General features: G+C 56.8%; 16 protein-coding genes. 7 read left to right on the forward strand and 9 right to left on the reverse strand.

Going from position 1 to position 17,656, the window contains the following annotated elements:
* Positions 1–4 precede the first annotated feature (4 nt).
* Positions 5–1,027, forward strand: coding sequence for a type IV pilus twitching motility protein PilT (locus M2407_RS14905; RefSeq protein ID WP_020828600.1), 1,023 nt, complete (start codon positions 5–7; stop codon positions 1,025–1,027).
* On the opposite strand, the gene ruvX is transcribed toward M2407_RS14905, so the two are convergent.
* The 6 genes from ruvX to M2407_RS14935 form a co-directional block, all read right to left on the reverse strand.
* Positions 1,024–1,446, reverse strand: coding sequence for a Holliday junction resolvase RuvX (gene ruvX / locus M2407_RS14910; protein WP_020828599.1), 423 nt, complete (start codon positions 1,444–1,446; stop codon positions 1,024–1,026). The genes M2407_RS14905 and ruvX overlap by 4 nt on opposite strands.
* Positions 1,446–2,009 (reverse strand): YqgE/AlgH family protein, encoded by a 564-nt coding sequence (locus M2407_RS14915; RefSeq protein ID WP_041414955.1) that lies wholly within the window; start codon positions 2,007–2,009, stop codon positions 1,446–1,448. The genes ruvX and M2407_RS14915 overlap by 1 nt, the downstream gene beginning before the upstream one ends.
* Before the next feature lie 155 nt (positions 2,010–2,164).
* On the reverse strand, positions 2,165–3,115 hold the full coding sequence (gshB, locus tag M2407_RS14920) for a glutathione synthase (protein WP_020828597.1): 951 nt from the start codon (positions 3,113–3,115) through the stop codon (positions 2,165–2,167).
* A 10-nt stretch (positions 3,116–3,125) separates the two neighbouring features.
* On the reverse strand, positions 3,126–3,857 hold the full coding sequence (rsmE, locus tag M2407_RS14925) for a 16S rRNA (uracil(1498)-N(3))-methyltransferase (protein ID WP_130016771.1): 732 nt from the start codon (positions 3,855–3,857) through the stop codon (positions 3,126–3,128).
* 186 nt (positions 3,858–4,043) lie between these two features.
* The gene (gene endA / locus M2407_RS14930; RefSeq protein WP_129983980.1) at positions 4,044–4,739 is read right to left on the reverse strand and encodes a deoxyribonuclease I; all 696 of its coding nucleotides are present in this window, start codon (positions 4,737–4,739) and stop codon (positions 4,044–4,046) included.
* Between the two features lie 151 nt (positions 4,740–4,890).
* On the reverse strand, positions 4,891–5,403 hold the full coding sequence (locus M2407_RS14935) for a SprT family zinc-dependent metalloprotease (protein ID WP_041414952.1): 513 nt from the start codon (positions 5,401–5,403) through the stop codon (positions 4,891–4,893).
* Positions 5,404–5,765: 362 nt separating this feature from the next.
* Between M2407_RS14935 and fumA the strand changes: the two genes are divergently transcribed.
* The gene (fumA, locus tag M2407_RS14940) at positions 5,766–7,412 is read left to right on the forward strand and encodes a class I fumarate hydratase FumA (RefSeq protein WP_020828593.1); all 1,647 of its coding nucleotides are present in this window, start codon (positions 5,766–5,768) and stop codon (positions 7,410–7,412) included.
* A 169-nt stretch (positions 7,413–7,581) separates the two neighbouring features.
* Positions 7,582–8,448, forward strand: coding sequence for a helix-turn-helix domain-containing protein (locus tag M2407_RS14945; RefSeq protein WP_046372645.1), 867 nt, complete (start codon positions 7,582–7,584; stop codon positions 8,446–8,448).
* On the opposite strand, the gene M2407_RS14950 is transcribed toward M2407_RS14945, so the two are convergent.
* Together M2407_RS14950 and M2407_RS14955 are read right to left on the reverse strand one after the other, a co-directional pair.
* Complete coding sequence (locus M2407_RS14950) at positions 8,372–9,418, reverse strand: XdhC family protein (protein ID WP_020828591.1); 1,047 nt, start codon at positions 9,416–9,418, stop codon at positions 8,372–8,374. The genes M2407_RS14945 and M2407_RS14950 overlap by 77 nt on opposite strands.
* 7 nt (positions 9,419–9,425) lie before the next feature.
* The gene (locus M2407_RS14955; RefSeq protein ID WP_259218521.1) at positions 9,426–10,010 is read right to left on the reverse strand and encodes an NTP transferase domain-containing protein; all 585 of its coding nucleotides are present in this window, start codon (positions 10,008–10,010) and stop codon (positions 9,426–9,428) included.
* Positions 10,011–10,214: 204 nt separating this feature from the next.
* Here M2407_RS14955 and M2407_RS14960 point away from each other — a divergent pair, with 204 nt between their 5' ends.
* Genes M2407_RS14960 through M2407_RS14970 form a run of 3 tightly spaced genes read left to right on the forward strand, consistent with a single transcriptional unit; the run spans position 10,215 to position 14,790 of the window.
* A complete protein-coding gene (locus M2407_RS14960; protein ID WP_259218522.1) occupies positions 10,215–13,004 on the forward strand; it encodes a xanthine dehydrogenase family protein molybdopterin-binding subunit in 2,790 nt (929 codons plus the stop codon).
* Positions 13,001–13,555: a (2Fe-2S)-binding protein gene (locus M2407_RS14965; RefSeq protein ID WP_116691759.1), complete on the forward strand. Its 555-nt coding sequence runs from the start codon at positions 13,001–13,003 to the stop codon at positions 13,553–13,555. Before M2407_RS14960 ends, M2407_RS14965 begins: the two co-directional genes overlap by 4 nt.
* Positions 13,552–14,790 (forward strand): cytochrome c, encoded by a 1,239-nt coding sequence (locus M2407_RS14970; protein WP_020828587.1) that lies wholly within the window; start codon positions 13,552–13,554, stop codon positions 14,788–14,790. Before M2407_RS14965 ends, M2407_RS14970 begins: the two co-directional genes overlap by 4 nt.
* Before the next feature lie 65 nt (positions 14,791–14,855).
* Here the strand turns inward: M2407_RS14970 and M2407_RS14975 are convergent, their stop codons facing one another.
* Positions 14,856–16,235, reverse strand: a complete 1,380-nt coding sequence (locus M2407_RS14975; RefSeq protein ID WP_046372651.1) for an amino acid permease — start codon at positions 16,233–16,235, stop codon at positions 14,856–14,858.
* Positions 16,236–16,868: 633 nt separating this feature from the next.
* On the opposite strand from M2407_RS14975, the gene pdhR reads away from it, so the two are divergent.
* Positions 16,869–17,633, forward strand: coding sequence for a pyruvate dehydrogenase complex transcriptional repressor PdhR (pdhR, locus tag M2407_RS14980; protein ID WP_020828585.1), 765 nt, complete (start codon positions 16,869–16,871; stop codon positions 17,631–17,633).
* Positions 17,634–17,656: the final 23 nt, after the last annotated feature.

A 17,656-nucleotide genomic window follows, 5' to 3' on the forward strand; every position in this document is an offset into this window, starting at 1 on the left:
TGATATGGATATCGGTGAATTCGTGGCCCTTAGTGTAAAGCATAATGCTTCCGATCTGCACCTTTGTACGGGGCATCAGCCGATGTTGCGCATCGATGGCGAATTACAGCCGCTGGCAGGTGCGGAAAAACTGACCGAGACCAAGATGCATCGCTTGTGCAACGCGCTGCTGCAACCCCAGCAGCGGCAGCAATTGCAACAGCAGGGGCAGCTTGATCTGGCGCTGACGCTTGCGGGCGATATTCGGCTGCGCGCCAATTTCTTTCTGCAAAGCCTCGGGGTTTCGCTTGCCTTGCGGCTGATTGCCGGCGAGTGTCCGACGCTGGCGGCGTTGGCAGCACCAGACATCATTCCGGCCCTGGTGCGCAGGGAGGATGGCCTGATTTTGGTGACCGGCGCGACCGGCAGCGGTAAATCCACCACCCTGGCGGCAATGATTGACGACATCAATCAGCACCAGCGGCGGCATATCCTTACGCTGGAGGATCCGATCGAATTTATTCACCGCAGTCGACACTCTTTAATTCAGCAGCGCGAATTGGGCCGCGACAGCCACAGTTTTGACGACGCATTACGTGCTGCCCTGCGTGAAGATCCAGACGTCATCTTGCTGGGGGAGCTGCGTGACACCACAACCATCAGGCTGGCGCTTACCGCTGCGGAAACCGGCCATCTGGTACTGGCGACGCTGCATACCCGTAGCGCGACGCAGGCGGTCGATCGGCTGGTGGATGTTTTCCCGGCGGAAGAAAAGCCCTACGTGCGTGCACAGTTGGCCGGTAGCCTGCAGGCGGTGATTGCACAGAAGCTGTTGAGTCGGCCCGGGGGCGGCAGGGTGGCGATTTTTGAGGTGCTGACGGCGACGGCGGCGGTCAGCAGCATGATCCGCGAGGGCAAAACCCATCAGCTTGCCAGCGTGCTGCAAACCGGTGGGCAGTCCGGCATGCAGACCTTTGAGCAAGGTCTGCAACAGCGGATCTGTGCGGGATTACTGGGCGGCGCGGAGGGGACTTTGCCAAGGGATTAACCCAATTGCCGTTCGAACCAACTTTCCAGGATTACCACCGCCGAGGCGGAATCCACGCTGCCCTTGTCCAGGGCGCGGAAGCCGCCGCGATCGAACAGGTTGGCGCGGGCTTCGACGGTACTGAGACGCTCATCATGCAGCGCGATCTGCACGCCAAAGCGGCCGTGCAGGCGGTTGGCGAACTTGCGCGCTTGCTCGGTGACCGGCTGTTCGGTGCCGTCCATGTTCAGCGGCAAACCGACTACCACCAGATCCGGTTGCCACTCTTTCAGCAACTTCTCGATCTTCTGCCAGTCCGGCGAGCCGTCCTGCGCTTTGAAAGCCGCCAGCGCACGGGCGCTGCCGGTTAGCTCCTGGCCAATGGCCGCGCCGATGCTTTTGGTGCCGAAGTCGAAGGCGATAATGGTGCGGTTGGTCATCAGGCGTGTCCTGCGTGGTTGGCAATGCTGCGGATATCAATGCCAAGGCGATTGGCGGCCTCGCGCCAGCGGCTGGCGATCGGCGTATGGAACAAAATGTCGGTGTCGGCTTCGATGGTCAGCCAGGCGTTTTCCAGCACTTCCTGTTCCAACTGGCCTTTTTCCCAGCCGGCATAGCCGAGCGCGACCAGTACGTCCTCCGGCTGTTCCGGCGTGCCCAAGGTTTCCAGTACGTCTTTCGAGGTGGTGATCATGGTATCCGGCGAGATCTGGATACTGGAGCCGAAGCCTTTGCACGGCGTATGCAGGATAAAACCGCGATCGTCAGCCAGCGGGCCGCCGGCAAACACCGGTTTATCCAGACTGATGGCCGGATCGCGTGCCTGTGGCATGATCTTCAGTTTGCTCAGCACTGTTTCCACCGTGAACTGTTCCACCGGTTTATTGATCACCAGGCCCATGGCGCCGTCTTCATTGTGCTCGCAGACATAAATCACCGAGCGTTTGAAGCGAGGATCCTGAAGTGATGGCATAGCGATAAGAAAATGGTGTTGTAAATTCATGGTGTTATTTAAGGTATTTGATTGGTGAGAAGTTAAACAGCCGCCAGTATGCGGCTATCCCCATCGCCTTTCAAGCCACGACTCGGTTGACGCGGGCTGACAGCGTCATTCAGGGAGGTCGGGAAGGCGGGCGACGCAAGTCACCCGCATTTCGATTACTTCGCTGCCAGACGCTTCTCGATTGCATCCATCAGCATACCGGTGATGGAAACCGGGAAGGCCGCTTCTATTTCACGCGCACAGGTTGGGCTGGTGACGTTGATTTCAGTCAGGCGATCGCCAATCACGTCCAGGCCCACAAAGATCAGCCCTTTTTCTTTCAGCGTCGGGGCTACCGCACGCGCAATTTTCCAGTCGCTTTCGCTCAGTGGACGCGCTTCACCACGGCCGCCGGCCGCCAGGTTGCCACGGGTCTCGCCCTGCGCCGGGATGCGCGCCAGGCAGTAAGGCACTGGCTCACCGTCAACCACCAGAATGCGCTTATCGCCCTCTTTGATTGCCGGCAAGAAGTTCTGCGCCATGCAGAAACGGCTACCGTGCTCGGTCAGGGTTTCGATAATCACCGACAGGTTAGGGTCGTCCTGCTTCACGCGGAAGATAGACGCGCCGCCCATGCCGTCCAGCGGTTTGAGAATAATGTCGCCGTGCTGCTGGTGGAATTTGCGGATGTGCGCCGCGCTGCGGCTGACCAGGGTGTCCGGCGTCAGTTCCGGGAACCAGGCGGTGAACAGCTTTTCGTTGCAGTCACGCAGGCTCTGCGGCTTGTTAACTACCAGCGTGCCTTTGACCTCTGCGCGTTCCAGAATATAGGTCGCGTAGATGTATTCGGTATCGAAAGGGGGGTCTTTACGCATCAGGATCACGTCCAGATCATGCAGCGCCAGATCCTGCTCGCTGCCAAAGCTGAACCAGCTCTCTTTATCTTCCTTCACGCTCAGCAGGCGAGTGCGGGCGCGGCCGTCACCGGCGTGCAGATAGAGATCGTCCATCTCCATGTAGTGCAGTTCCCAGCCACGGCGCTGCGCTTCGAGCAGCATGGCGAAGCTGGTGTCTTTCTTGATGTTGATGGAGGCGATAGGGTCCATCACGATGCCGAGCTTAATCATCTTTTCTCCTTTAACCCAGATCGCCGAAACGTACCTGCAAAGCGGTAATTGCGGTGAGCGCTGTGGTTTCTGTACGCAGAACGCGTGGCCCAAGCAGGATATCAGTAAATCCGTGGCCTGTGGTCATCGCAATTTCGTCGGCGGATAAACCGCCTTCCGGCCCAATCAGCAGGCGGACATGTTCCACCGGCAGCGGCAGGGTATTGATACTGTGGTTGGCGCGTGGGTGCAGGTTGAGTTTCAGGCTGCCATCTTGCTCGGCGCACCAGTCTTCCAGTTTCATCGCCTCGCGAATTTCCGGAATACGGTTGCGGCCACATTGTTCGCAGGCGGCGATGGCGATCTTCTGCCATTGCTGGATTTTTTTCGCCAGACGCTCGCCGTCCAACTTCACACCGCAGCGCTCGGAAAACAGCGGAGTAATGACATTGACCCCGAGCTCGATGGATTTCTGAATGGTGAATTCCATCTTCTCACCGCGAGAAATCACCTGGCCCAGATGCAGATTGAGTGGCGATTCACGGTCTTCCGGTTGGCCGGCGGCTAGCCGCACCAGCACGTTTTTTTTGTCGACCTGGGTGATCTCGGCGTCAAATACCTGGTTGCTGCCGTCGAAGAGCTGCAGTGCCTGGCCGGCGCCCATTCGCAGTACACGCCCGATGTGGTTGGCGGCGTCTTCGCTCAGTGCGATTTCTGCATGGTCGATTAACGGCTGCGGGTGATAAATACGGGGTATACGCATTGAATATTCGATCCTGACTAATATGCAGTCATCAGTGCTGCAGCTTGAAAAAAAAGAGTATATACCCAAAGTAATTGAAGCTGCAGCAAGGCGGCAAGTGAGTGCATCCCGATGAGCTTACTTAAGTAAGTGATTCGGGGGCGCTCACGCAGTCAACACCGCTGCAGTTTTAAGTACGAAGGGGATTTAGCCCTTTCGTTGCTGGCAAGCCTGTTGAATATAGAGGTTATGGTTGCCCTGTACCTTAGCGATGCGTGCCTCCCGCAGGCATTCCCATTGGCTGACCGGATACTGACGGTTCCACACCTCGAAAAGCTGGGTCTGTTGGCGGGAAAGCCGTAATTGATAGCGATCGCGCATATAAAAATAGGTGCGGGCGATCGCACCGCGAGCGCGTGCGGGCGGTTCGGCCTGCTTATTTTTAAAGTCCACTTTCATTGGACACTGGCCATACTGACCTTCGCCGCCTTTCCATTGGCTGTACATGAAATTATTGCGATCGCCGTTCACTTCGCCAATCGCCGGCTGCAGGTTGTGCAGGTCAGTTTCGATTTGGCGGTAGCTCGCGTCTTTGTTGCAGTTTTTGCGGCCACCCTGTTGCCAGCACTGCAATTGGTGGCCGAACTGCCAGGCCGGTACCACATGTTCCCATTCGATACGCTGTGCGCGTTGGGCGTTCTTGCGTGGTTGATAGCCACAACTGTTTAAATCTGGGATGCCTTTCTTGCCCTGCCAGGTGATCTGGCAGCCGCAGTAGAAAGAACCGGGCGCGTCCTGGTTGATTTTGGCCGCTGCCGCCTTGGCCTGAGAAAAATTATTGATGCCGTGCGCCTGTGCGGCGCCGGTGGTGAAAATAACCGTAAACAAAATTTTGCGAAGCATATTCCAAAACTGCTCAAAATTGGAAAGGCAGGCAGGGTAGCGGAAGTCAACGGCAGTGGCAAACGACGGGCGTTAAACTCGTGACCTTCCAAGCTAGCACCGGGGCCTGGCTGTAACTTTGGACGTAGGGAGCAGAGGTTGGATTTTTCGCTTAAACAGGCTCACCGGCGATAAATTTCAATTTTTCGCCGCACTGACGGCAGCGGTATTCGCTTTCTCCGCGAAGCACCCGATTATGCCGACGTACGGTGAGCTGATGCTGTTGGCAACGACAGAGGTAGGGGAAGGTTTTGCTTTGCACCGAGGCAATTTCAAACTGGTGGGTGCGGCTGGCCGGTACCTGCAACACGCTTTCCATCATCCAGCGCCATTCGCGCCCATGTGGGGCCACGCGGCCAAACTGGCGGAAGACTAACAGGTGCGCCAGTTCGTGCGGCACCACTTCGTCGATAAACGGCTGTTGGTTTTCCATCAGCAAAACCGGATTCAGCCGAATTTCCCAGGCTTGCAGCCAGGCGGTGCCCGCACTGGTTCCGCGTTGCTGGTAAACGACTTTGGGTTCCGGAAACTCGACGGAAAAATGCTGACGCGCCAGCAGCAGTTTTTCACGCAGGCAGCGCATCACCGCCTGTTGCAGCGCTATGGGGATTCTTACTTTGTTCATTGCGGCTAGCTTAAGCAATGGCGCGACGGCTGGCAATAAGACGAAAAACTAATTCTCATCCCGCCTGCCGGGCCGGTTTTTCATCGCATTGATAACCCGATCGACGCTGATGGATTGTAATCAATGTGTTAACTGCGGGATAATAAACCGTACATGCTGAGTCTGTACCCGCAGCGCTCACAGAAAAGATTGGAAAGCATCCCGAGAAAATACCTTTCTAACGCAGGGGTTATTATGCGATTTAGCGCAATAACCGACTGATTAAAAATACGTAAGGTGTGGGAAGTTTTTTGACGCGGCCTGCCCCGAGCTGGCTGAGTAAGTGTGAATTTAACGCAGCTGATGTTGCAAGTGAGAGATCAATGTCGAATAAACCGTTCCATTATCAAGATCCGTTCCCGCTGAAGAAAGACGATACCGAATACTATCTGTTAAGCCGCGATCACGTTTCCGTGAGCGAATTTGAAGGCCAGGAAGTTCTGAAAGTAGCCCCTGAAGCGTTAACCCTCCTTGCCCAGCACGCGTTTCATGACGCCTCATTTATGCTGCGCCCGGCGCACCAGCAGCAGGTTGCCGATATCCTCAAGGATCCGGACGCCAGCGAAAACGACAAATACGTTGCGCTGCAATTTTTGCGTAACTCAGAAATCGCCGCCAAAGGTATTTTGCCGACCTGTCAGGACACCGGTACCGCCATTATCGTCGGTAAAAAGGGCCAGCGCGTCTGGACCGGTGGCGGCGACGAAGAAGCGTTGTCACGCGGGGTGTACAACACCTTTATCGAAGACAACCTGCGCTATTCGCAAAACGCCGCGCTGGATATGTATAAAGAGGTCAACACCGGCAGCAACCTGCCGGCGCAGATCGACCTCTACAGCGTCGACGGTGAAGAATACAAATTCCTGTGTATTGCTAAAGGCGGCGGTTCTGCCAACAAAACCTACCTTTATCAGGAAACCAAAGCGCTGCTGTCTCCGGGCAAGCTGAAGGATTATCTGGTCGAGAAAATGCGTACGCTGGGCACCGCGGCTTGCCCGCCGTACCACGTGGCGTTCGTTATCGGCGGCACCTCGGCGGAAGCAACGCTGAAAACCGTAAAACTGGCGTCGACCAAGTACTATGATGGCCTGCCGACCGAAGGCAATGAGCACGGTCAGGCATTCCGCGACGTGGCGCTGGAAGAAGAGTTGCTGAAAGAAGCGCAGAACCTGGGATTGGGCGCGCAGTTTGGCGGCAAATACTTTGCGCATGACGTTCGCGTGGTGCGTCTGCCGCGCCATGGCGCATCCTGCCCGGTGGGAATGGGGGTTTCCTGCTCCGCTGACCGTAACATTAAAGGCAAGATCAACCGTGACGGCATCTGGCTGGAGAAGCTGGAGCATAATCCTGGCAAATTCATCCCGCAGGAGCTGCGTCAGGCCGGTGAGGGTGAGGCAATCAAGATTGACCTTAACCGCCCGATGGCCGAGATCCTCAAGCAGCTGTCGCAATACCCGGTATCCACCCGCCTGTCCTTGAGCGGCACCATCATCGTGGGCCGCGACATTGCGCATGCCAAGCTGAAAGAGCGCCTGGACAGAGGCGAAGGTCTGCCGCAATACGTTAAGGATCATCCGATTTATTACGCAGGCCCGGCCAAAACGCCGGACGGCTACGCCTCTGGTTCACTGGGGCCAACCACTGCCGGGCGCATGGATTCTTATGTCGACCTGCTGCAGTCTCATGGCGGCAGCATGATCATGCTGGCGAAAGGTAACCGCAGCCAGCAGGTGACCGACGCCTGCCACAAGCACGGCGGCTTCTACCTCGGCAGCATCGGTGGCCCGGCGGCGGTACTGGCGCAGCAGAGCATCAAGAGCCTGACCTGCGTCGAATACCCGGAGCTGGGTATGGAAGCGATCTGGAAAATCGAAGTGGAAGATTTCCCGGCGTTTATTCTGGTGGATGATAAAGGCAATGACTTCTTCCAGAAGATCCAGTCTGGCCAGTGTTCTCGCTGCGTGAAGTAACCGCCGAAAGGATTTGCCGCCCGCAGTGGGGCGGCAAATTTCAGGTTTTATCAACCCCTGTGTAAATTACTGTAGCCCGCTGGACGCGATGTTTTAACCTGTATACCCTACGCGCAAAGCACTAATACGCGCATAAAGGCATATTTGGAACAGAAGGTTCGGCAAACTCATGGAAACGCAGGAAAGTCATATCAGGGAATTGCTGGTCTGGATTGAAGACAACCTAACCAATCCCTTGTCATTGGATATCGTTTCTGCCAAATCAGGCTACTCGAAATGGTATCTGCAGCGAATGTTCAAAAAGCAGACCAGTTTGTCGCTGGCTTCCTATATTCGCGCGCGCCGCTTGTACCTCGCCGCTTTCGCCTTGCGTTATACGCAAAAAAGCATTCTTGATATTTCTATTGAATATCAATTCGATAACCAACAAACCTTTTCTCGCTGCTTCAAAAAGCACTTTGCCGAATCTCCCAGTGTTTATCGCCATGCGCGTAAACAGGACTTCAGCCATCTGGTTCGCTCGCTGTCGGTGAATCAGCCGGGGGATATTAAGGTCGATCGCATTAAGGTCGCCAAGGGGCAGTATGCTATCCGAGGGAAGAGTTACCCTTACCATCTGGACATTACCGATCTGGATAAGTCGCACCTTCCCATCCGCAGCAAAATCAAAGAGACGTTCTATGCTCTGCTGGGTGAGCGCCCTGCATTGACCTATTCGCTGGCCCAGTTTGTGCCGGATGGGGAACGAGTGCGGGTGGATTATACCCTGGGCGTTGCGGCAGACTGCCCGGTCAGTGACGGTGCCGGGCTTGAAGCGCTGCCGGATATCTCCGGTGATTTTTGTCGTTTTTGCTATGCCGGCAAGCCAGTGGCCCTGAACGATCATATTGTGCAGATGTACACTCAGGTCTTGCCGCAACTTGGCCTGGCTCGCCGGGAAGGGCCTGACCTGACGATGTTCAACTATTCGCTAAATGAGCGGGAGGAGCTGCATCTTGAGCTCCAACACCTGGTGCCGGTGACTCCCCTTGACTGAGCGGGGTGGCAGAGCGGTTCTTTTGCTGCACGATATCTGCCATCACCGCCAGCGCGATTTCAGCCGGGGTCTTGCTGCCGAGTGGTAAGCCAATCGGGGCATGAATTCGCTCCAGCTCTTGTGGACTGAATTCGGCAATCTGCTGCAGGCGTTGGCGGCGACGCGCGCTGTTGCGCAACGATCCCATGGCGCCGATATAAAACGCCGGGGTATGGATAGCCTCCATTAGCGTCAGATCGTCCATGCGGGGATCGTGCGTCAGCGCGACAATCGCGGTATTGGCGTGACAGCCGCCGTCTTCAATAAACTTGGCCGGAAACTGACGCAGTAGCGTCACGTTGGATCTCAGCTGCGGGGCGAAATTTTCCAGCGCCTCCGGACGGTTCTCGCACACCAACACTTCAAACCCCAGCGAACTGGCGAAATCGGCGCAGTACAATGCCACGCTGGAAAGACCGGCGATCAGCAAACGCGGGGCTGCGGCAATATGCAGGGTAATTTGCGGGCCGCGGCGTTCCACCTGGGTCGCACTGGCGAAATCGGTCAACGTCAGGCTGCCGCAGGCATCCGGTAGAGTGAGGCGTTTGACCAGCGCATGGTGTCCGTTTAACGCGCCGGCGAGGGTTGTCAGATAATCGATGCTCTCGTCGCCCGCCGGTAAATACTCAATCAGCACCTCCAGCACGCCGCCGCAGGGCAGCGCTACGTTGGGCTCCAGACCGCCCTCACCGTAACGAATGACCTGGCTGGCAGCCTGATACTCCCCGGCCGCCAGGCGCCGCAGAAAGTCTTCTTCCACGCATCCTCCGGACAGCGAGCCGCAATAATGTCCGTCCTGCGTGGCGGCCAACAGCGCCCCCGGCGATCGCGGTGAGGAGCCGTAAGTGCTCAGCACGGTGCACAGCCACACCGGTTGTTGTTTCAGCCAGTTTATCGCCTGGCTGACCACGGTGATATCGAGATGTTGCATAGATGAGTTACTCGCTGACCGGTAGCTGTGACGGAAGATCTATATCCTGCACGACAGTGGGTTGATCAAGATTAAGCCAGTGTACCGCCTGCTCTTTAAGCAGATCGCGTGCACCATTATCGCCACGTAATTGGCTCAGTTGTTTGCGCAATAGAGCGGAAAACCCAACCGGGTGACCCGGCTGTTGTTCAAAACGGGGACGGACAATGGCGTGGTGCTGCAACGCGCCGGCTACCTGCTGGAAAACCGCCGGGGTAACGAACGGCATATCCGCCAAATGAACCAACCAGCCTTGCCAGTGCGGCGTGGCGTTAACGCCGGCGGCAATGGAATCGCCAAGGCCGACGCTGGCCAGCAGCGTGACCGGAACCTGATAGGCGGCGCAAATCTGTTGAACCTGGCGGTTGTCTGGCCGGGTGACCACCCATAGGGGCAGGCCGGAAGCCAACGCTTGACGCAGCGTCTGTTCAAACAGCGAGCGTTGGCGGCCTGTGGCATCCGCAAACTCGGCATTTAATTTATTGCCTGCGCCACCGGCTTGAGAGAAGCGTTCTCCACGTCCGGCAGCGGCGATCACTATGCCTGTTGTCATCTTATCCGCCCGAATTTGCGTAACTTCTAATTACCTTACTAAAAATATGTGTTGTTGAGATGTGTTTTTATTGAAAATCGCATGTTAATCATCACATAATTTTGGTTATAAGCATATGCTTATGACGTCTACGGCAAGGTCGTCAGCGTTTGCGCAACACCACCGCTGAACACAAAACTACAATAAAGATGCAAAGGACTTTTTATGAGCAATTTCAACCCGTCGCGGCGTCGCTTTATCAAAAGCGCCGTGATAGCGGGGGTCTCCGTGTACCTCGCGCCCCTGTACAGCCGTGCCTATGCCGCGCTGTTTGAACAGAAGATCCTCCAGTCCCCGAACTGGGATGCCCACGAGAAACGTATACGCTTTCGTATCGATGGCCGTGCCAAGGTCATGGGGCAGAAGGTCTTTGCCCGTGATATTCGCGCGGTGGATATGCCGCACTGGCCACAGCAGCAGGCGCACGCCTTTATTTTGCGTGTCACTCAAGCAGACAAGCTGTTCGAAGGTATCGATCTCTCATTGCTGGGCGACGACCTGCAGCCCGATCGGCTGGTAACCGCCGAGGATTTGGCGCGCGACGGTTTGGCCTTCCCGGCATTTTACGGCGACGACATGCTGCTGCCGATTGGCAAAACTCCGGCTTACCTGGGCCAGGCGGTGGCAATCCTGATTTATCACGATTTTGCCCGCTTCCGCTTTGCCAAAGACAAACTGAAATTCCGCGAAGGCACGATTAAATACGGGGCGCAAACCGGCCCACTACAGCGCGACCCTTGGGGCACTTTCCGCTATGTGCGGGTGGGAGGAGACAAGCCGTTCGATGACGACCGTTTTTCCAGCCTGAAGGATACCCCGATTTTCCCGGTTTCGATGAAGAAACACCTGCCGGTCTGGCCGGAAGGACGCGAAGGCGGCAAGCTGGATCAGGAAGGCATGTATTACGCCGGCATGATTGCCGATGAGTTGAAAACGCCGCCGGATGAGTGGCTGGTGTTGTCACGCCGCTATACCACGCAGTCCGTCGACACCTCCGCGCTGGAGCCGGACAACGCCAACGGCTGGTTCGATGCCGAGACGCAAACGCTGCATCTGGTGGTGCCGACTCAGTCGCCGCAGGAAGTGGCCGATGAAATGCCGCGCATGCTGGCAAAACGCAATCCGCCGGTTAAACAGCTGATTCTGCACCCATGCTACACCGTCGGTTACGGCTCGAAAGATCACTTTAATTTCCCGTATTACGGCGCGGTGGCGGCGATGTACGGCGACGGGCACCCGGTTCGGCTGGCCAACGACCGTTTCGAACAGTTCCAGACTGCGCTGAAACGCCATGCCTTCGACATGAATTACCGCATTGCGGTAAACCGCCAAACCGGCGTGCTGCAGTCATTCCATGGTGAGATGACGGCAGACGGCGGTGGCCGCAGCAACTTTACGCCTTCGGTGGTGATGGTGGCGGCGACCGCGGCGCAGTCGATTTACTACTTCCCGAAAAGCGATTTGTCTGCGGTGGGGCTGGCTTCGCGCGCTATCGACGCAGGGTCGGCACGAGGTTACGGCACGCTGCAAAGCATGGCCGCCACCGAGATGATGGTCGATGAGCTGGCTGCCGAACTGAAGATTGACCCGATTGAATTCCGTTTGCGCAACGTACTGAAATCCGGCATGAAAAATACGCAGGGGGCCATTCCTGCCGGGGCTATTCGCGCCGATGAAGTGCTGGAGAAGGCGGCGAAGCATGAGATGTGGCTGCAACGCGCCAAGCGTAAGGCGGAGTTTGAAAGCCAGCATCCGGGCAAACGCTATGGCGTAGGCTTTGGCTGCGTGCAAAAAGACTTCGGTACCGGTGCCGAAACTTCATTCGCCCGCGTCGAACTGGGAGAAGACGGGCGCATTATGCTGCATCACAGCGGTGCCGAGATGGGCACCGGCATGTCGACCTCACAATCGGTGTTGTGCGCACAGTGGCTGGGCAAACCGGCAGACGAGGCTCACTTCTCGGTGACCGACTGGTCTGTGCTGCCGATGGTTACCAGTGGCGATCCCTACGTTATGTCGCAGGCCGATCAGGATCGGTTGCAAACCAATCCGGCCTGGACGCCAAGCTACTGCTCACCTTCCAGCGCCAGCAACTCGGCGTATTACTTCTCGCACAGTACGCGCGAAGCGGCGCGGCTGATATTCGATCATGGCCTGTGGCCGGCAGCGATGGCCATTTGGCAATCCGGCCCCGGTGGCGGCCAGGCGGCACCTTTAGTGGTGCGCCGAGAGGATGCGCGTTGGGTGGAGGGGGGATTGACCGCTGCCGGTATGGAGGTGTTGAGCCTGGAGCGGCTGGCAAAACAACTTTACCAGATGGGCGGGATCGCAGGCGCAGCGGTGCACGTTTTCAACCGCTGGCAGTGGGCGGAAGCGGACTTTACCCTGAGCGGCAATAGCGAACGCCTGCCGATTGATGGCCTGGCTGTGCGCAACGCCGGTGGCGAGTTCAAAACGCTGCCACGCAATCAGGTCTATTATCCCCCGACTCAACGCAATAACGCGGCGGTGACCTATTACAGTGCCGTCGGAACCCTGGCGGAAGTGGCGGTGGATATCGCCACCGGCCAGGTAGAACTGCTGAATCACCATTCGATCATGGAGTGCGGCAACCTGATTGTGCCGGAACTGGTTTCCGGCCAGTTACAGGGCGGGTTGGCGATGGGAATTGGTCATGCATTGCACGAATATTTACCGCTGTACGAAGACGGGCCCGGTAACGGTACCTGGAACTTTAACCGTTACCACCTGCCACGCGCCAGCGATGTGGCGGTATGGAAACAGACCGATGACATCCTGCCCGCGTTGTCGGAAACCGATCCGCCCAAAGGCATGGCCGAAGTGGTGATGATCCCGGTGGTCGCGGCCTTGGTCAACGCCATCGCCGACGCCACTGGCCACCGTTTCCGTGATTTGCCCGTTCGTGCAGAAAATATTCGTGAGGTATTACAATGAGCATCAAAACCCAGCCGATTTCCCTGACCATCAACGATAAGCAATACGGCCCGATCGACGTACCTGAAGGGTTGATGATGATCGATTTCCTGCACGAGTATCTCGATCTGACCGGATCGCGTCTTGGCTGCGGGCAGGGTATCTGCCACGCCTGCGTAGCAATTGTCGATCACCCAAGCGGTACCAGCGAAGAGGTGCGTACCTGTATCACCGGCGCGCACTTCTTCAGCGGCAAAAAAGTCCGCACCGTAGAGGGGCATGCCAAGGTGGACGCGCAGGGCGAAGTGGTGGAGTTGTCACCTATCCAGCAGGCGTTTCTGGAGCATTACAGCTTCCAGTGCGGCTACTGCACACCGGGCTTTGTCAATGCCGCCACCATTTTTGTGGAAAAACTCAAGCGTGAACCCATTGCCCGTGAGCAACTGGAAAGCGCCATTGAGCAGGCGCTGGACAGCCATATCTGCCGCTGTACCGGCTATGTTCGTTACTATGAAGCGGTTCGTGACGTGGTGCTCAAAACCCCGGGCCTGCTGAAGGAGACGGCGCAATGAAAAAACGTCTCGCACTGTTGATCCTGCTGGTGGTCATCATCGTCATCGCCGTGCTGTGGTGGCGGGAAAACCGCCGTTACGATGGCCCGGTGCAGCAGGTAACCGCCAGCACGGAACAGGTTGCCCGCGGTCGCTATCTGGCGCAGGCCGCCGACTGTGCCGCCTGCCATACCGCCAGCGGCGGCGCGCCCTTGGCCGGGGGCTATCCGCTGGAGACGCCGTTCGGCACTATCTATGGCAGTAACCTGACGCCTTCGGCCGATCATGGCATTGGCCGCTGGACCAAAGACGATTTCTTCCTTGCGCTGACTCAGGGTGTGGCACCGGGCGGGCGTCATCTGTACCCGGCGATGCCCTATACTTCGTATAAAGGTATTTCACGCCAGGATGCCGATGACATCTACGCCTATCTGATGACCCGACCGGCGGTGGACGTCGCCATTCCTGAAAACGACATGCCGTTCCCGTTTAATCAACGCATGGCGCTGATCGGTTGGAACCTGCTGTTCCGCAGCCAGGCGCCGTTGCCAGCCAGTTCACAAGGCAATTCGGCGCAGTGGCAACGCGGCCGTTACCTGGCGGATACGCTGGGTCACTGCGGGGAATGCCATACGCCACGCGGCATGCTGGGGCAGATGAATCTTGGCAAGCCGATGCAGGGGGGCGATTTGGGGCGCTTTATGGCGCCGGACATCACGCCGCACGGATTGGCCCAGCGCGGCTGGACGCCGGATGACCTCAACCGTTTCCTGGCAACCGGGATGGCACCTCAGGGATCTGCGTTCAGTGAGATGCACATGGTGGTGGATCTCAGCACCCGTCATCTGACGCCGGAAGACCATCAAGCACTGGCGACCTATCTGATGGGTGAACAGCCGCCGGCCGCAGTGCCGGTTAAAATCGGCCAGGGCAGCGATGCCGGGCGTATCAGCTATCTGGATCAGTGCTCCGGCTGCCATGCACGGGAAGGTGAGGGCAAACCGCACGTAGCGGTGGCGATGCGCGATAACGCCACGCTGCGCCAACCGGATGCCAAGAATCTGATTGTCTCGGTGCTGGACGGTTTACCGGCGCAGCAATTCCCCAACGGCGAAAGTATGCAGAGCATGCCGGCCTTTGGCGAACGTCTGGACGATGCGCAAGTGGCGGAGCTGGTGAACTATCTGCGCGTAACCTGGGGGGGCTTGCCGGCGGATATCACCGCCGAGCAGGTGAAGGCCCTGCGCAAGAAGTAGCCTAAGTCAGGCTAAAAAAATGGCCCGCAGTGTAAAACTGCGGGCCATTTTGTTTTTGGCGTGAACTAGCTGCGGCTGGTTGCGCTCATTGCACGCTGGCTACGTTGCTTGACGATATAGCCAATGGCCAAAATTGCCACCCAAACCGGGATCAGCAACACCGAGATTTGAATGCCCGGCGTCAGGTACATGATCACCAGGATGCCGGCCATAAACACCAGGCACAGGTAGTTGCTGAACGGATACCAGAAGGCCTTGAACTTCGGCTCTACGCCTTCGCGGTTCTTGGCTGCGCGGAACTTCAGGTGCGCCAGGCTGATCATCGCCCAGTTGATCACCAGCGCCGAGACCACCAGCGCCATCAGCAATTCGAATGCGCGACCGGGGATCAGGTAGTTAATCAGTACGCAGAACGCCGTGGCCGTGGCGGAGACGGCGATAGCGATGACCGGTACGCCGCGTCCGTCCACCTTCAGCAGGCTCTTCGGACCGTTGCCTTGTTTCGCCAGGCCGTACAGCATGCGGCTGTTGCAGTAAACGCAGCTGTTGTACACCGACAGGGCGGCGGTCAACACCACGATGTTCAGCACGGTTGCTACCAGGTTGCTGTTCAGCGCGTGGAAGATCAGCACGAACGGGCTGCCGCCTTCCACCACTTTGCCCCAAGGGTACAGCGACAGCAAAATGGTCAGTGAGCCGATATAGAACAGCAGGATGCGGTAGATCACCTGGTTGGTGGCCTTGGGAATGCTTTTCTGCGGGTTGTCGGCCTCCGCGGCGGTAATACCCACCAGCTCGAGCCCACCAAACGAGAACATGATCACCGCCATTGCCATCACCAGCCCCATGATGCCGTTCGGGAAGAAGCCGCCCTGTGCCCACAGGTTGGTTACGGTGGCTTCCGGGCCGCCCAGGCCGCTGAACAGCAGGTAGGCACCGAACACGATCATGCCGATAATCGCCACGACTTTGATGATGGCAAACCAGAATTCCATCTCGCCGTAGACCTTAACATTCGCCAGGTTGATGGCGTTGATGGCCAGGAAGAACACCGCCGCCGATACCCAGGTTGGGATCTCCGGCCACCAGTACTGCACATAGATACCGACCGCGGTCAGTTCCGCCATCGCCACCAATACATACAGCACCCAGTAGTTCCAGCCGGAAGCAAAGCCGGCAAAATTGCCCCAGTATTTATAGGCGAAGTGGCTAAAGGAACCGGCTACCGGCTCTTCCACTACCATTTCACCCAGTTGGCGCATGATCAGAAATGCGATAAAGCCGCCAATGGCATAGCCGAGAATGACCGAAGGACCGGCCATTTTTATTGTTTGCGCGATCCCGAGAAATAGCCCGGTACCAATAGCGCCCCCTAGAGCAATAAGCTGAATATGGCGGTTTTTCAGGCCGCGCTTCAGCTGGTCGCCATGCTGTTGACCATCCATCAATGAAACCCTCTGTCGTTGCAGAATTACTCACATGCTGTAAAGCAGTGGTTACGATGTGTGTTTTATTTTATTTACGGCGTTATATCTATTAATTCCACGGAGCCGCTACCGTTTGGCAAAGAATAATGTTATGCGCGTCAGTTTGCACCTGCTTTATAGGGTGAGTGATTAAGATTTCAGCAGTTTAGGAAACAAAATGCGGGTTGTGTGACGGCAGGGGGGATTCAGTGCATGAAATAAGCAGCAAATCACATAATGCGCAAAAATAATTTAGCGCTGGTCGCTTTGGTTCGGCGAAATATTGACCGGTTAAGCGCACCTTATGCGCTGCAAATAGCTATTCGTTAAAGCTTAATAAACATGCAATAAAATCCTGCCTTTGATGCTTCAGTCTGCCTGACGGCAGGTTTCGCAAAAGTTAAATCAAAAACCTACCTCGTAAATGGTATTACCAAGCGTGCGTTAGCGGTTTGCAGCAGCTCTGGTATTGAGGTGTTAAAATGTGCGGGTAACCTGATTTCGATCAAGGCCCATATGGACAGGAGGTGAATACTTTGTTACTTTACCGTCACGTTTTTGAAATTGGTATTACCAATTGACTCCGCGCCATTCGCAGAGAAGAATTCACCCATGGCCTACAGCAAAATCCGCCAACCCAAGTTGTCAGATGTTATCGAGCAGCAGCTCGAACACCTGATCCTCGAGGGAACACTGCGTCCAGGCGAAAAACTGCCACCGGAGCGCGAGCTGGCGAAACAATTTGATGTTTCCCGTCCTTCTCTGAGAGAGGCCATCCAGCGCCTGGAAGCCAAAGGGCTGCTCCTGCGCCGTCAGGGCGGTGGTACCTTTGTGCAAACTAATCTGTGGCAGAGCTTCAGCGATCCTCTGGCTGAACTGTTGGCCGACCACCCTGAATCACAATTCGATCTGTTGGAAACCCGTCATGCCCTCGAAGGCATTGCTGCCTATTACGCGGCGTTGCGCGGCACCGACGAAGATCTGGCGCGCATCCGCGATTGCCACATTGTGATCCAGCAGGCCCAGGAAAGCGGCGATCTCGACGCCGAAGCCGACGCGGTCATGCAATACCAAATCGCCGTGACCGAAGCTGCCCACAACGTTGTGTTACTTCACCTGCTACGCTGCATGGGGCCGATGCTGGAACAGAACGTACGTCAGAACTTTGAATTGCTCTACTCGCGCCGTGAGATGTTGGCAAAGGTGAGCAGCCACCGCGCCGGAATTTTTGAGGCGATTGTGGCACGCGAGCCGGAAAAGGCCCGTGAAGCCTCGCACCGCCATTTGGCGTTTATCGAGGAAATCTTGCTGGATCTCAGCCGGGAGCATACTCGGCGCGAGAGATCGCTACGGCGTCTCCAGCAACGCAAGGATTAAGAGCGTTCTCTTCAGGGCACACC

Origin of the sequence: Serratia sp. BIGb0234 (assembly GCF_024809915.1) — a bacterium.
Classification (GTDB): domain Bacteria; phylum Pseudomonadota; class Gammaproteobacteria; order Enterobacterales; family Enterobacteriaceae; genus Serratia; species Serratia liquefaciens.